General features: G+C 68.7%; 12 protein-coding genes and 1 pseudogene. 11 read left to right on the forward strand and 2 right to left on the reverse strand.

Annotated elements, in window-relative coordinates; translation table 11 throughout:
- Positions 1-982: pseudogene (locus ON21_RS07490) on the forward strand (hypothetical protein); the annotation flags it as partial.
- Positions 983-1,064: 82 nt separating this feature from the next.
- On the forward strand, positions 1,065-2,870 hold the full coding sequence (locus tag ON21_RS07495; RefSeq protein ID WP_039796728.1) for a dynamin family protein: 1,806 nt from the start codon (positions 1,065-1,067) through the stop codon (positions 2,868-2,870).
- 147 nt (positions 2,871-3,017) lie between these two features.
- Here ON21_RS07495 and ON21_RS07500 read toward each other — a convergent pair whose 3' ends face one another.
- Positions 3,018-5,000 (reverse strand): glycoside hydrolase family 15 protein, encoded by a 1,983-nt coding sequence (locus ON21_RS07500; protein WP_039796729.1) that lies wholly within the window; start codon positions 4,998-5,000, stop codon positions 3,018-3,020.
- A 96-nt stretch (positions 5,001-5,096) separates the two neighbouring features.
- Here ON21_RS07500 and ON21_RS07505 point away from each other — a divergent pair, with 96 nt between their 5' ends.
- On the forward strand, positions 5,097-5,375 hold the full coding sequence (locus tag ON21_RS07505; protein WP_039796730.1) for a hypothetical protein: 279 nt from the start codon (positions 5,097-5,099) through the stop codon (positions 5,373-5,375).
- Between the two features lie 80 nt (positions 5,376-5,455).
- Here ON21_RS07505 and ON21_RS07510 read toward each other — a convergent pair whose 3' ends face one another.
- Complete coding sequence (locus ON21_RS07510; RefSeq protein WP_039796731.1) at positions 5,456-6,511, reverse strand: M48 family metallopeptidase; 1,056 nt, start codon at positions 6,509-6,511, stop codon at positions 5,456-5,458.
- Positions 6,512-6,514: 3 nt separating this feature from the next.
- Here ON21_RS07510 and ON21_RS40920 point away from each other — a divergent pair, with 3 nt between their 5' ends.
- The 8 genes from ON21_RS40920 to ON21_RS07545 all read left to right on the forward strand — a co-directional run.
- Positions 6,515-6,670 carry an Ms4533A family Cys-rich leader peptide gene (locus ON21_RS40920; protein ID WP_353963123.1) on the forward strand — a complete coding sequence of 52 codons (156 nt, stop codon included), beginning with the start codon at positions 6,515-6,517 and terminating at the stop codon, positions 6,668-6,670.
- A gap of 206 nt (positions 6,671-6,876) precedes the next feature.
- The gene (locus tag ON21_RS07515) at positions 6,877-7,923 is read left to right on the forward strand and encodes a sulfate ABC transporter substrate-binding protein (RefSeq protein WP_039796732.1); all 1,047 of its coding nucleotides are present in this window, start codon (positions 6,877-6,879) and stop codon (positions 7,921-7,923) included.
- 129 nt (positions 7,924-8,052) lie between these two features.
- On the forward strand, positions 8,053-8,853 hold the full coding sequence (cysT, locus tag ON21_RS07520; protein ID WP_051020440.1) for a sulfate ABC transporter permease subunit CysT: 801 nt from the start codon (positions 8,053-8,055) through the stop codon (positions 8,851-8,853).
- Positions 8,854-8,920: 67 nt separating this feature from the next.
- Positions 8,921-9,727: a sulfate ABC transporter permease subunit CysW gene (cysW, locus tag ON21_RS07525; RefSeq protein WP_039796733.1), complete on the forward strand. Its 807-nt coding sequence runs from the start codon at positions 8,921-8,923 to the stop codon at positions 9,725-9,727.
- Positions 9,724-10,719: a sulfate/molybdate ABC transporter ATP-binding protein gene (locus ON21_RS07530; protein ID WP_039796734.1), complete on the forward strand. Its 996-nt coding sequence runs from the start codon at positions 9,724-9,726 to the stop codon at positions 10,717-10,719. The genes cysW and ON21_RS07530 overlap by 4 nt, the downstream gene beginning before the upstream one ends.
- A gap of 562 nt (positions 10,720-11,281) precedes the next feature.
- Positions 11,282-12,388, forward strand: a complete 1,107-nt coding sequence (locus tag ON21_RS07535) for an Hsp70 family protein (protein WP_245562500.1) — start codon at positions 11,282-11,284, stop codon at positions 12,386-12,388.
- 161 nt (positions 12,389-12,549) lie between these two features.
- Positions 12,550-13,557 (forward strand): AurF N-oxygenase family protein, encoded by a 1,008-nt coding sequence (locus ON21_RS07540; protein ID WP_039796736.1) that lies wholly within the window; start codon positions 12,550-12,552, stop codon positions 13,555-13,557.
- A 5-nt stretch (positions 13,558-13,562) separates the two neighbouring features.
- A partial coding sequence (locus tag ON21_RS07545; protein WP_039796739.1) for a 4Fe-4S binding protein occupies positions 13,563-14,521 on the forward strand: 959 nt, incomplete at its 3' end.

Consider the following 14,521-nt stretch of genomic DNA (forward strand, 5'->3'; position numbering starts at 1 on the left):
CGCGGTCGCGCCGGTGGTCCCTGCCGCCACGGTGCCCGCCCCGGCGCCCGCGGCGGTCGCCGCGGCGCCGGTGGTCGCGGTCACTCCGCTGCAGACCACGATCCAGCCCGACGCCGCCTCGACCCCGATCGCGAACGTGCTCGCCGCGCCGGAGGGACCGTCCGTGCTGACCGCTCCCGCCGCGACCGTCCCCGCGTTGTTCGACGCGATTCGGCCGACGCCCACGGTGAAGCCCGCCCCGGTCATCGACTCGCAGCCGTCGCACCCGACGCAGTCGCCCGCGTCGACCGTGACCGCGCCGACGACGATCGTCAAGACCACACCGACGCCGAGCGTTCCCGGCGATGTGACCACCCCGTCCGTGCCGAAGACGCCGGATCACGACGTCACGAAGATTCCGGGCGCCACGACGGTGCCACACGGCGGCGTCACCACCGCGCCGGACGTGCCCACCACCAAGGCCCCGACGGTCACCCAGACCCCGGCGCCCACGCATGCGCCGACCACCCCGGATGACGATGTGACCACCCCCGGCGGCACCGGTCGGCCGAGCACCGGCGGCACGTCCAACAGCACCTATCCCACCAACGACGTGCCGACCCACGAGCTGCCCACCGGCGAGGTACCGACCGTGAGCAGGCCGTCGCAGCCGACGTACTCCGCGCCGGACCAGCCGACCTACAGCGCCCCGGCGAACGCGCCCACCGTCGAGCCGCACGCTCCGTCCGCGCCGACCTACACTGCCCCCGTGCCCACCCAGGCGCCGATCAAGCCGCAGGTGATCGATCCCAAGCCGCACGGCATCTCGGCGCCGGTGGCGCTCGACCACCCGGCCGACTCCGCCTACCCGGTCGCCGACTACACCTACGACCACTCCGCCATGACGTTGTCGTCGGGGGGCGGCCTTTCCGGCGCCCTGTTGCCGGAGCCGGGCATAGTGGAAACGCACCACTATGTGTCCGATGACATCTCCCTGATCTAGCAGGGCCGCGGAAGGTTCCGACGACTGCGGAGTGTTCGCAGGGGGTACCGGAACGAAAGTCACCGAGAAGTAAGGAGGAGGGTTGTCTGCCGCTGCCGGGCTGAAGGCTGCGACCGTGAAACATCCGGACGCGATGGCCCCGCTCATTCGGATCCTCGACGAGCTGCGGGAGACGGCCCGATCCGCGGGACGCGACGACCTCGGCAGCAGGCTGAGCATGGTCCATGCCAGGGTGAGCGATCCCCGGGTACGGCTTGTGGTCGTCGGCCATCCGAAGAACGGCATGAGCACGCTGGTCAACAGCCTGGTCGGTGCCTCGGTCAGCGCGACGAACAGCGATTTGAGCGTGCCGGTGATCGTCGAGTACGGGCCGGAGCCGACCGCGACGCTGGTGCGGCAGACCGAGTACGGCCGTACCGAGCGTCAGTCGGTCGATCCGCTCGATCCCGGTCCCGCGCTGGCCACCCAAGGCGTCGTCCGCGCCGAGTTCACCCAGCCGAGCCCGCTGCTCGCCGACGGTGTCGTCGTCATGGACGCACCGGGTGGGCTGGGCGACAACCGCACCACCTGGTCGATGATCGCCGCGGCCGACGCCGTGCTCTACGTCGGCGACGCGGGCACCGAGCTGACCGTGGAGCAGATCGCCGAATTGCAACGCATCCAGCAGATCTGCCCGACCGTGATCTGCGTGCTGAACAAGATCGACGTGTTCGCGCACTGGTCGCGCACCCAGCAGCGCAACCGGGAGCTGCTGGACTCGGCGGGACTCGGCTTCGCGGTGGCCCCGGTCTCCGCGGAACTGCACCGGCAGGCCGGGTTGACCGGCGACTACCAGCGCGACATCGAATCCGGCGTACCGCAGCTGATCGATCATCTGCGCGACTACGTGGTCGCCCGCGCGGACGCGGTGGCGCTGGAAGCCGCGGTCGGAGACATCCGCCTGGTCTGCGACCATCTCGCGCTGACCCTGCGCACCGAGGCCGAGGCGCTGCGCGATCCGCGCCGCCGCGCCGAGATCACCGACCAGCTCGCCCGCGCGCGCGACGAAGCCGACCAGCTGCGCCAGCGCACCGCGAACTGGCAGGTGACGCTGGTCGACGGCGCGACGGAGCTGATGGCCGACATCGAGCACGACCTGCGCCATCGGCTGCGCAGCCTGATCCGCGACGCCGAGGCCGAGATCGCCCAGACCGACCCGGCGCGCCGGTGGAAGGAATTCGGCGCCGATCTGGACGCGCGCATCTGCGAGGCGGTCGAGGAGAACTTCGCCGTGGCGCACTACCGCTCGATGGAACTGTCCGAGCAGGTGGCCGCCAAGTTCCCGGCCGACAACCGCACCCCTCCGCTACCGGACCTGCGCTTGGCCAACCCCGGTGAGGTGCTGGAAGCGGTGCAGCCGCTGGAGCCGCTCGAAAGCGCGAAAGCGGGGGTGACCCAGCAGTTCCTCACCGGTCTGCGCGGCTCCTACGGCGGCATTCTGATGGTCGGTCTGGCCACCAGCCTGCTGGGCATGTCGTTGGTGAACTGGTACTCGGCGGGCGCGGGCGTGCTACTGGGCGTCAACGCGCTGTGGGACGACCGCAAGAACCGCAAGCTGCGCCGCAGAGCCGAGGCCAAGGTGGCGGTGGCCCGCCTGATGGACGACGTGATCTTCCAGGTCGGCAAGGAGTCGCGCAACCGCTTGCGCGCCGTGCAGCGGGTGCTGCGCGACCACTTCACCGACATCGCGACCGAGGTCTCGCGCACCGCGGACGACGCGCTGCGCTCGGCCGAGGAGAACTACGGGAAATACGGCGACCGCAGGACGGACCGGATCGCCGACCTCGAGGCGCGGCTCGGCAAACTGCGTGCGCTGCGCGAAGAGGCCGACGGACTGGTTCCCGCGTAGAGCGTCGCCCGGCGTGGGTCCGGCCGGATGATCCTGCGGTGCCCCATCGAAGCGCCCCCGATATCCGGCCGGACGATCCTGCCGTGTCGACGCGCCCAAATATCCGGCCGGATGACCCTGTGGTGTCGGATCGAGGTGCCCCCGGAATCAGACCGGATGACCCTGCGGGGTGTGCGCGGGTTGGAAGCGGCCCGCGTGCCCGGAGTGCTCGGCACGGATGACGTGGGTCACGGCGTTGATCAGCGCGAGGTGGGTGAACGCCTGGGGGAAGTTGCCGAGGTGGCGGCCGCTGCGCGGATCGATCTCCTCGGCGTACAACCGCAGCGGGCTGGCGAAGCCGAGCAGTCGTTCGCACAGGTGCCGAGCACGCTGTACCTCGCCGATCTCCACCAGTGCGGAGACCAGCCAGAACGAGCAGATGGTGAACGCTCCTTCCGTGCCGCTCAAGCCGTCGTCGGTGGTCTCGGTGCGGTACCGCAGCACCAAGCCGTTCTCGGTGAGCCGGTCGGCGATCGCAAGCACGGTCGCGCGCACGCGGTCGTCCTCGGGCGGCAGGAAGCGGGTGAGCACCACCAGCAGCAGCGAGGCGTCCAGGGTGTCACCGCCGTAGACCTGGGTGAACACGCCTTCGGAGGTGACGCCGTTGGCCAGGACGTCGGCCTTGATCTCCTCCGCGATCGCGTACCACTCTTCGGCGTGCTCGAACTGGCCGTGCAACTCGGCGAGCTTCGCGCCGCGGTCCAGCGCCACCCAGCACATCACCTTGGACGAGGTGAAGTGCTGCGGCTCGCCGCGCACCTCCCAGATGCCCCGGTCGGGCTCCTTCCAGTGCTCGATGGCGGCGTGCACTTGGCGGACCAGTAGCGGCCACAGCGTCTCCGGCACCTGCTGGCGCGACTTCACGTGCAGGTACACCGCGTCGAGCATGGTGCCCCAGATGTCGTGCTGATCCTGGCTGTAGGCATTGTTGCCGATGCGCACCGGACGGGACTGGTCGTAGCCGCCGAAGTGATCGAGGATGATCTCGTCGAGCTGCCGTTCGCCGCCGATGCCGTAGAGCACCTGCAGCGGGACCGGCTCGCCGTCCTCGCCGGTCGTCGCGTCGTTGAGAAAGGCGAAGAAGTCGTCGGCCTCCCGGTCCAGGCCCAGCGTGTACAGGCCCCACAGCGCGAAGCTGGCATCCCGCACCCAGCTGTAGCGGTAATCCCAATTGCGTTCTCCGCCAGGGGTTTCCGGCAGCGAGGTGGTGGCGGCGGCCATCAGGGCGCCGGTCGGAGCGTAGGTGAGGCCTTTGAGGGTGAGCGCGCTGCGCTGCAAGTAGTTGCGCCACGGGTGATCGGGGAACTTGCCGAGCGTGATCCACTGGCGCCAGCATTCGGTGGTCTGCCACATCTTCTCGGCGGCCTCGCCGAAGGTGCGCGGCGCGGGCAGTTCCGACCAGGTGAGCGCGACGAAGACCTCGTCGCCCTCCTTCATCCTGGTGCGGGCGCGCGCCTCGCGACCCTCGAGGCCGAGGCGCAGATCCGTGGTGAGCACCAGGCTCGGCCCGGCGCTGGGATCGTCGCCGCGCACCGCGGTCGCCTCCTCGTACACCTTGCCGGTGTACTCCCAGCGGGCGCTGGCCCGGTGGTAATCGAACGCGGGCTCGCAGCTCACCTCCAGCTCCACGGTGCCGTTCACGCATTTCACCGTGCGCAGCAGCAGGTGCTCGGCATCCCAGTCCATCGGGGTGCGCCGGTGGGTCTTGCTGCGCTGATCGTTGTTGTGCCAGGGTCCGAGCACCAGCGCGTCGCGCACGATCAGCCAGCCGGTGCCGGTCTGCCAGGTGGTCTCCAGGATCATCCCGCCGGGCAGGTAGCGGCGGGCGGCGGGCACGTTGACGCCGTACGGCCCGACCCGGAAGTGCCCGGCGCTGCGGTCCAGCAACGCCCCGAAGATGCTGGGCGAATCCGGCCGCGGCACACACATCCATTCCACCGCGCCATTGCTGGCGATCAGGGCACTCGTCTCGCAGTCGGACAGGAAGGCGTAGTCATCGATCGGCGGGTAGGCGCCGCGGCGGTGGGTTTCGGCCAAGTTCGTCGGCAGGCCGTCGGAGTCGTTGAGAGTGAGGTCATCGGAGGACGCCATACCCCATCTTCGGACCGATGCGCGCCCGGCGTCCACCGCTCGGCTCCGGTCCGACGGTCTCGGCGCACCGGCCGGCGTACCGACTAGGCTGGAGTCGTGCATCGCATCGCAGGTTGGTGGGACGGCTTCGAGCTGTGGGTGGCGGGACTGCCGTTCATCCCGCAGTTCCTCGTTGTCCTCGTGGGCATGGTCCCGATCAGCTTCGCCATCGCCTACGGGCTCGATCGCGTGCTGCGTGCCGTGCTGCGCATCCTCGATCGCCGGTACGGCGCCCATCCCGCACCGGTGCGGCCCGCCCCCGCCGGCGCCGCGGTGGTGCTCGAGGCCGAGCACGTCGCCGCCGATCGCACTCCCGTGCAGAGCGGGGCGCACTGATGCCTCGATCCCGGGTTCAGCTCGCCCTGATCGCTCTGCTCGTATTGATCGTCGTCGCCTGGTTGATCACCCGCTGACGGTCAATTTCCGCCGCCGCGCCAGTCGCCGAACCGCTTGCCGAGCTTCGCGACGGTGTCGCCGACTTCGTGAGCGACCGTGCTCGCCGCCGCGCCGACATCCCGGCCCAGTGTGCGCACGGTGCGGATGAGCGGATCCTCGGACTGGTCGAAGTTCATGCGGTAGGTGCGGGCGGCGGCTTTCATCTCGTCGGTGATCCGGGTGGCGCGATCCTGGTCACGGCGCGGATAGTCGCCCGCGAGCACGCGGTCGTAGTCGCCGCTCTGGATCCAGCGGCGCAGTTCGGCCGCGCGCAGCACGGAGAACGGGTGAGTCTGCAACTCCAGGTTGAGCAGCTTCAGCACGCCGTCGCGCAGATCGCCGGACCGCTCGTAGTCGTCGGCCTGAGCCAGGAAGGCCCCGTGGTTCATCTCCTTCACCCAGGCGCCTCCAGCGGTCTTCATGTGCACACGGACCGAGGCGTCGACGTCCTGGCCGCACAGCAGCCCGGCCCGGTCGCCGGACAGCTCGGACTTGCGGCTCCACTCCATCAGCGCCGCGACGATGCCGCGCAGCGCCCAGCCGCCGACGGGCAACCAGCCGACGCTCGCCGAGACGCGCAGCAGGTGCATCAGCATCGTGCGGTACACCGCGTGGCCGGACAGCGCGTGCCCGAGTTCGTGGCCGACCACGAAACGCAGTTCCTCGGTGTCCATCAGGTCGAGCAACCCCGTGGTCAGCACGGTGAACGGCCGGTCCATCCCGATGGTGATGGCGTTCACCTGCGGGCTCTGCAACACGAACAGCTCCGGCGTCGTGGGGGAATCCAGGATCCGCACGCAGTCCTCGCGCAGGTGGTGCAGGGTGCGGAACTGCCGCTCGTCCACCCGTACCGCAGTGGCCAGATACAACAGCCGGTGCTGGCGTTCCTGCAGCAAACCCGACAGTGTGCGCAGCACCACATCGAACCCTGTCAGTGACCGCAGGGTAACCAGGGCGGTGCGGTCGGCCGGGTGCTCCCACGTGCGGGTGCTGATGCCGGGGAATGTCGCGCGGACGCGATCCGGACTGGTGGTCATAGGATGAAACCCCCCTCTTCCTGGGCTCTTCGATTCGAACTCCGCCTTGTGCTCTGCTACAGTCTGCCCGTGTCTTCGAGCGCAGTCCCGCAGGTCCGCCATGAATTGGCGTTGATTGCTGTCGGTGACCTCGCGGTCGCGGACGTCTACTGTCGCTGATCGCGACCGGGCACATCCGCGTCTCGTTTGTCAGCAGACTGGCGCGCTTCTTGCAGATGTGCTTTCGCTTCCCGACGGCCCGTTGTGGGCCGGTAGTCGCGCCGCTGCCGTATCGCTCGATCGGCGGGTCTGCTGAATCGATAAGTTTGTCGCCGCCACCGATGTATTACCGGAGAACTGGCGGTCCGCACGAAAGGTCCACCCCGATGGCTCGCAAATCCTGGCTTTCGCCGCGCCGACGCTACAGCGCCGTTGCCCTAGCCGCCCTAGCGGCGGTCGCGCTGACCGCGTGCGGCGGCGGAGCCAGCGACACGGTCGGGGCGGGCGCTTCCGACGGCAGCGGCGGCACCCTGAACCTCTACGCCTACGCCGTGCCGAAGCCCGGTTTCGACAAGGTGATCCCCGAGTTCAACAAGACCGAGCAGGGCAAGAACGTCCAGATCCAGCAGTCCTACGGCGCCTCCGGCGACCAGTCCCGCAAGGTGAAGGACGGCGCCGAGGCCGACGTCGTGAACTTCTCGGTCGAGCCGGACATCACCCGCCTCGTCGACGCGGGCCTGGTGGACGCGAGCTGGAACGCCGACGCCACCAAGGGCATCCCGTTCGGCTCGGTCGTCGCGATCGTCGTGCGCAAGGGCAATCCCAAGGCCATCAAGGACTGGGACGACCTGCTGAAGCCGGGCGTCGAGGTGGTCACCCCGAACCCGTTCAGCTCCGGGTCGGCCAAGTGGAACCTGCTCGCGCCGTACGCGGCCAAGAGCGACGGCGGCAAGAACCCGCAGGCGGGCCTGGACTACCTGAGCAAGCTCGTCTCGAAAGAGCACGTGAAGGTGCAGCCGAAGTCCGGCCGCGAGGCGACCGAGACCTTCCTGCAGGGCACCGGTGACGTTCTGCTGAGCTACGAGAACGAGGCGATCTTCTCCGAGCGCAACGGCGATCAGATCGAGCACTTCGTCCCGCCGGTCACGTTCAAGATCGAGAACCCGGTCGCGGTGCTGAAGAACAGCAAGAACCAGCAGAAGGCCGTCGCCTTCCGCGACTTCCTGTTCACCACCGCGGGCCAGAAGGCCTGGGCCGCCGCCGGTTTCCGCCCGGTCGACCCGAAGGTCGCCGCCGATTACGCCAAGGACTTCCCGACCCCGCAGAAGCTGTGGACGATCGCCGACCTCGGCGGCTGGAAGACCGTGGACAAGGAACTGTTCACCCCGAACACCGGCTCGGTCGCGGTGATCTACGACCAAGCGACCAAGTAACCGCGTGACCCCCGTTACACCGGATACTGGACGATTGTGACTACGAGCAGTAACGCCGGGACCGCGCAGGCAGCAGGTCCCGGCGTCTCCGAACCCGCGCGCCAGCAACGCCGCTGGAACTGGTCGTGGCTGCGCGTGACCGGCTCGGTGGGTCCGCTCGGCATCGCCACCGCGGTGCTCTGGCTGAGCATCATCGTGCTGCTGCCGCTGGCGGCGCTCACCGTGACCAGCTTCGAGGACGGGTGGTCCGGTTTCTGGGACGCCGTCACCGCGCCCGCCGCGCTGGACTCGCTGCGCATCACCGTGCTGGTCTCGGTGGTGGTGGCGGTGGTCAACGTGGTGATGGGCACGCTGATCGCCTGGGTGCTGGTCCGCGACCGGTTTCCCGGCAAGGGGGTGGTCAACGCGCTGATCGACCTGCCGTTCGCGCTGCCGACCATCGTCGCCAGTATCGTGCTGCTCTCGCTGTACGGTCCGCAGAGTCCGATCGACATCCACCTGAACGCCACCCAGCCGGGCCTGGTGGTCGCGCTGGCGTTCGTCACGCTGCCGTTCGTGGTGCGTTCGGTGCAGCCGGTGCTGATCGAGGCCGACCGCGAGGTGGAACAGGCGGCGCTCTCGCTGGGCGCGAACAACTGGACCACCTTCCGCAGGATCGTGCTGCCCGCGCTGGCTCCCGCCATCATCAGCGGCGGCGGACTGGCCTTCGCCCGCGCGATCGGCGAGTACGGTTCGGTGGTGCTGATCGGCGGCGCGATTCCGCGCAAGACCGAGATGGCCTCCCAGTACATCCAGAAGCAGATCGAGATCGATCGGCCGGTGAACGCGGCGGCCGTGTCGGTCGCGCTGCTGGCCATCTCGTTCGCGACCCTGCTGGTCCTGCGGCTGCTCGCCGAACGAAGCGCGCGCAAGGAGCAGGCGACCCGATGAGACACGATCGCGCACAGCGCCTCGCATCGCCGGGGCGCGGGAACTCCCGTGGGACGGAGCAGGATAGATGAAACTGCATCCGCTGACCCGCATCTCGTTGCGGACGGTGGCGCTCGGCTACTTGTTCGTGCTGCTGCTCCTGCCGCTGATCATCATCTTGTGGCGCACGTTCGAGCGGGGGATCGGCACTTTCGTCGACTCGATCACCACGCCCGCGGCGATCTCGGCGTTCCAGCTCTCCCTGCTGATCGTCGCGATCACCGTCCCGGTGAACGTGGTCTTCGGCATCGTGACGGCGCTGGCGCTGGTCCGTGGAAAGTTTCCGGGCCGCAACCTGGTTCAGGGCATCGTGGACCTGCCGTTCGCGGTCTCGCCCGTCGTGGTCGGCGTCTCGCTGATCCTGCTCTGGGGTGCGGGCGGCTGGTTCGGCGGCCTGGAAGATGTCGGCTTCAAGGTCATCTTCAACCTGCCCGGCATGGTGATCGCCACCATCTTCGTGACGCTGCCGTTCGTGGTGCGCGAGGTCGAGCCGGTGCTGCACGAGATCGGCGACGACCAGGAACAGGCCGCGGCCACCCTGGGCGCGTCCAAGTGGCAGACCTTCTGGCGGATCACGCTTCCCGCGATCCGCTGGGGCCTGACCTATGGCGTGGTGCTCACCGTGGCCCGCGCGCTCGGCGAATTCGGCGCCGTGATCATGGTGTCCTCCGCGCTGCCGGGTAAGTCGCAGACGCTGACGCTGCTCGTGCACGGCCGGTACATCAACGACCACAACACCTTCGGCGCCTACTCCGCCGCGACCTTGCTGATGGGCATCGCCCTCGTCACCCTTCTGCTGATGACCCTCCTCGAACGTAAGCGGGGCACAAAGTGATCACCGTGACCAACGCGAACAAGAACTACGGCACGTTCGCCGCCCTCGACGACGTCAGCCTGGAGATCCCCTCCGGCGAGCTCACCGCGTTGCTGGGTCCGTCGGGCTCGGGCAAGTCGACGTTGCTGCGCTCGATCGCGGGACTGGAGTCGCTGGACTCCGGCGTGGTCACCATCGCAGGGCGCGATGTCACCCGGGTGCCGCCGCAGAAGCGCGACATCGGTTTCGTGTTCCAGCACTACGCGGCGTTCAAGCACATGACCGTGCGCGACAATGTGGCGTTCGGCCTGAAGATCCGCAAGCGCCCGAAGAACGAGATCAACAAGCGCGTCGACGAATTGCTCGGCATCGTGGGACTGGACGGCTTCCAGCACCGCTACCCGGCCCAGCTGTCGGGCGGCCAGCGTCAGCGTATGGCGCTGGCCCGTGCGCTCGCCGTCGATCCGCAGGTGCTGCTGCTCGACGAGCCGTTCGGCGCGCTGGACGCCAAGGTCCGCGCCGACCTGCGGACCTGGCTGCGTAGGCTGCACGAGGAGGTCCACGTGACCACCGTGCTGGTCACCCACGACCAGGAGGAGGCGCTCGACGTCGCCGACCGGATCGCGGTGATGAACAAGGGCCGCATCGAGCAGATCGGCACTCCGGAGGACGTGTACGACCGGCCGGCCAACGAGTTCGTCATGTCGTTCCTCGGCGCGGTGGCCCGGCTCAACGGACATCTGGTGCGGCCACACGACATTCGCGTCGGCCGTGACCCCAGCATGGCGCTCGCCGAGCACGAGGGCACCGCCGATTCCGCGGGCGTCACCAGGGCGACGGTCGAGCGCGTGGTGCACCTCGGCTTCGAGGTGCGCGTGGAACTGCGCAATGCCGCGACCGGCGACCTGTTCGCCGCGCAGGTCACCCGGGGTGACGCCGAAGCGCTGCGGCTGTCGGACGGTGAGACGGTCTACGTCCGCGCCACGCGCATCCCGGAACTGCCCGCCCACTGAGGGATTCGGTAGCCGATCGACGCGGGGTGCGCTGAGAAGTTGCTGCGCCTCCTCGCATCGCCGTGGCTACTGCCAGGCTGCCACATTGCGCAAGGGTTGCCCCGGGTGCGATCGGTCGCGCGCCGATGGGGCGCCGTAAATCGACTCGGGCGGGCGGGGTAGATGTCCACGCTCGCCGCCGGGTCGGCAGCCCGCCCGCTCGGCTAATTGTCGGCACCGCGCTGCGCGAATTCGTCAAGGGGAGTCTCCGCACGTGGAGTGCGATCGCTGGGTGAGGTGCGGCTCGCTGGCCGGAATCCGGCAAACTTCCACCGGGCACGATCTATCCCCGCGTGTCGCAAGGAAATCCGACTGGACGGCATGTGCAGCGCTGGTCGACCAGGTGAGGGCGTAGAAGCGCGCGGGAACGAGCGCCGCCGGGCACAGGCGGCTTGCGGACAATCGGTTGTCCGGACTTGGCACGAAGATCGCGGAGTGGTTGCCTAAACGACGTTCGAAGCAAATCGGCACGGCGATCGGGTGGATTGCGATGGCGGTTGGTCTCGGGTTGAGCATCGGTACGGTGAACACGGTTTCCGTTCTCGCGGAGGAAGGTTCGGCCAAGGCTCCGCCGGGGCGGCGCAAATCGCAGCGGGCGCAGACCATCACGCGCCGCACCACGCTGACCTTCGACAGCACCGGCGTGGCCAGGGTCGGCATGATTCCCCGGCACGGCCGCGCGGTCACCGAATTCGCCGACCTCACGCAGCGTTCCAGCACATGGGCGCGGGTGGGCAATCGTGCGCTCGCCCCGGCGGATCTCGTCGCCACGGTGGCGAAGTGCCTGATCGACGAGGTGCGGCGGGATCATCCGAACTGCGGAAGCGGGCTCGGCATCGCGGTGACCTATCCGGCCCGCTACGCCGACGAGCAGGTGGACGCGTTGCGCGCCGCGCTGGACGGCGTGGCACTCACGCAGGCGGCGCTGGTGGCCGAACCCGTCGCGGCGGCGGCCTGGCTGGAGGCCGACCGCGGTCCGCTCATGCCCGGTCTCACCCTCGTCTACGACCTCGGCGGCGCCGGGCTCGACGTCACCTTGGTCCGGGTCGGTGCAGGATGTCCGCGCGATCCGATCGTCGGCGTCTCGCTGCGGTCGACGGAATTCGGCGGACGCGCGTTCGGCGCGTTGATCGCCGAGCAGGCCGGACCGGGTCTGTCCGGTTCCTCGGTCACCGAGTCGGTCGCGGACACCATCGCGGGCGAACTGCGCGTGCGGCATGTCCGGGAGTCGCTCGAACTCGTCTACCGGTGCTTGCGGGTCGCGGACGTCACGATGGCCGACGTCGACCGCGTCCTTGTGGTCGGCGGGGCGGCGCGACCGGCCGAGGTGGCCGAGGTCCTGGCCGCGGAGCTGGCCCGGCCGGTGATCATCGCCGCGGATCCGGAGCGGACCACCGCGGACGGTGCCGCGATCCTCGGGCGCAGGGCGGCGGCCGCGGCGGAGGCGGCGGCCGAATTGCGCCGGGTCAGGCGTCGCCGGGTCCGTCGTCGTGCCGCTGCGCGGGCCCTGATGCTGTCGCGCCGGACCAGGCGCCGACTGGGCCGGGTGGTCGTCGTCACGAGTATGTCGGCGGTGTTCGGTCTCGGAACTTCGATCCTTGCGGTCGGCGACGGGGTGCTGGTGAGTTAGGCCCCGGAACCGGCCCCGATGAACAAGGGCCGTCCGGCGGTGCGCGTGATGAGGGCGCCATCGCCGGACGGCCCTAGCAAGTGCTGGGTTGACGTGACTCTCCATTGGTGTAACTATGGGATACAGTTAAACGGTTCCATCGAGGAGAGGCAGTGACGACGATGTCCGCAGCCGTGACACCAGCCGTCGATACCGATCTGGAGAAGGCGCAGGAGTACGCCGCGAAGCTGCTGCTGCTCTCCGAGGGATCGGTCAACAAGCACTTCGATCCGTTCGAGGACATCGACTGGGACAACCCGGACTTCGCCGCCGACGCGGGCGAAGAGCGCTGGATTCTGCCCGTGTCCGCCGACACGGTGGCTCGCCACCCCTGGTACCAGGCGCTGTCGACCGAGCAGAAGATCGCGGTCGGCAAGTACCGGCAGGCGAATATCGCGAAGGTCGGCCTGCAATTCGAGTCGATTCTGATCAGCGGCATGGTCATCCACAACTTCGGCCTGCCCAACGGCTCGCCGGAGTTCCGGTACTGCTCCCACGAGATGATCGAGGAGCACAACCACACCCTGATGTTCCAGGAGATGGTCAACCGGATCGGGCTGGATGTGCCCGGCATGGGGCCGCTGGTCAGCAAGTTCAAGTACCTGGGCGCGCCCGTTGCGGCCTGGTTCCCGAACCTGTTCTTCATGGCCGTGCTGGCCGGTGAGGAGCCGATCGACCACATCCAGAAGCAGATCCTGCGCTCGGGCGAAGACGTGCACCCGATCATGCGTGGCGTGATGGCCATCCACGTCGCCGAAGAGGCGCGGCACATCTCGTTCGCGCACGAGTTCCTGAAGAACCATGTGCCGGAGGCGAAGCCCGCGCAGAAGTTCATCCTCTCGCTGGCCATGCCGATCGTCATGTGGATCCTCGGCCGCGCGATCGTCACCCCGCCGCGGTCGTTCTTCACCGAGTTCGACATCCCGGAGAAGGTGCGCAAGGAGCTGTTCTACGGCTCGAAGGAGGCCAAGCAGGTCTTCAGCGACTACTTCTGCGACGTGCGCGCCCTGGCCAAGGACATCGGGTTGATGAACCCGGTCGCCAAGGCGGTCTGGAAGGCGCTCGGCATCGACGGTCCGAGCACCAGGTACCGGTCGGAGCCGCTGCGCGCCGCGAGCAAGGTCGCCTGAGTCGGATGCCGTACGTCGTCACCCAATCCTGTTGCAGCGACGCGTCCTGCGTGTACGCCTGCCCGGTCAACTGCATCCATCCCACGCCCGACGAACCGGACTTCCGGACGGCGGAGATGCTGTACGTCGACCCGAAGGCGTGCGTGGACTGCGGCGCCTGCGCCACCGCGTGCCCGGTCGACGCCATCGTGTCAGCGAAGAAGCTGACCGCTGAGCAGAAGCCGTTCATCGAGATCAACGCCGATTTCTACCGGCAGGCGCGGCCGCGCCCCCTGCTGGCGCGACCGGTGCCCGCGGCACGGATCCACACCGAGCGCACGCCGCTGCGGGTGGCGATCGTCGGCTCGGGGCCCTCGGCGATGTACGCCGCCGACGAACTGCTGACCCAGCCGGACGTGTCGGTGACGGTGTTCGACCGGCTGCCGGTGCCCTACGGGCTGGCCAGGCACGGCGTCGCGCCGGACCACGACAAGACCCGCAAGGTCGGCGAGCTGTTCGACGTCATCTCGGCGCAGCCGGGGTTCGGTTCGTACTTGAACATCGATGTGGGTGGGCACATTTCGCACGCCGAACTGCTCGACCACTTCCACGCCGTGATCTACGCGGTCGGCGCGTCGTCGGATCGCAAGCTCGGCATCCCGGGTGAGGGTTTGGCGGGCAATGTCTCGGCCACCGACTTCGTCGCCTGGTACAACGGTCATCCCGACTACGCCGACCGTGCCTTCGACCTGTCCGGCCGGCGTGCCGTCATCGTCGGCAACGGCAATGTCGCGCTCGATGTCGCGCGTGTGCTCACCAGCGACCCCGAGGTGCTGACCGGCACCGACATCGCGCCGTACGCGTTGCGGGCGTTGCGCGAGAGCAAGGTCGATGAGGTGGTCGTGCTCGGGCGGCGCGGTCCGCTCGAATCCGCCTTCACCGTGCCGGAATTCGTCGGCCTGCTCGGGTGCGACGTGGACATCGT

The sequence above is a fragment of the Nocardia araoensis NBRC 100135 genome, assembly GCF_000308435.1.
Taxonomy (GTDB): Bacteria; Actinomycetota; Actinomycetes; order Mycobacteriales; family Mycobacteriaceae; genus Nocardia; species Nocardia araoensis.

Excerpts from the sequence above, each read along its gene's own strand:
- ON21_RS07500 (WP_039796729.1), bottom strand. The coding sequence starts at position 5,000 with ATGGCGTCCTCCGATGACCTCACTCTCAACGACTCCGACGGCCTGCCG.
- ON21_RS07510 (WP_039796731.1), bottom strand. The coding sequence starts at position 6,511 with ATGACCACCAGTCCGGATCGCGTCCGCGCGACATTCCCCGGCATCAGC.
- ON21_RS40920 (WP_353963123.1), top strand. The coding sequence starts at position 6,515 with ATGAAACCCCCCTCTTCCTGGGCTCTTCGATTCGAACTCCGCCTTGTG.
- ON21_RS07515 (WP_039796732.1), top strand. The coding sequence starts at position 6,877 with ATGGCTCGCAAATCCTGGCTTTCGCCGCGCCGACGCTACAGCGCCGTT.
- cysW (WP_039796733.1), top strand. The coding sequence starts at position 8,921 with ATGAAACTGCATCCGCTGACCCGCATCTCGTTGCGGACGGTGGCGCTC.
- ON21_RS07540 (WP_039796736.1), top strand. The coding sequence starts at position 12,550 with ATGTCCGCAGCCGTGACACCAGCCGTCGATACCGATCTGGAGAAGGCG.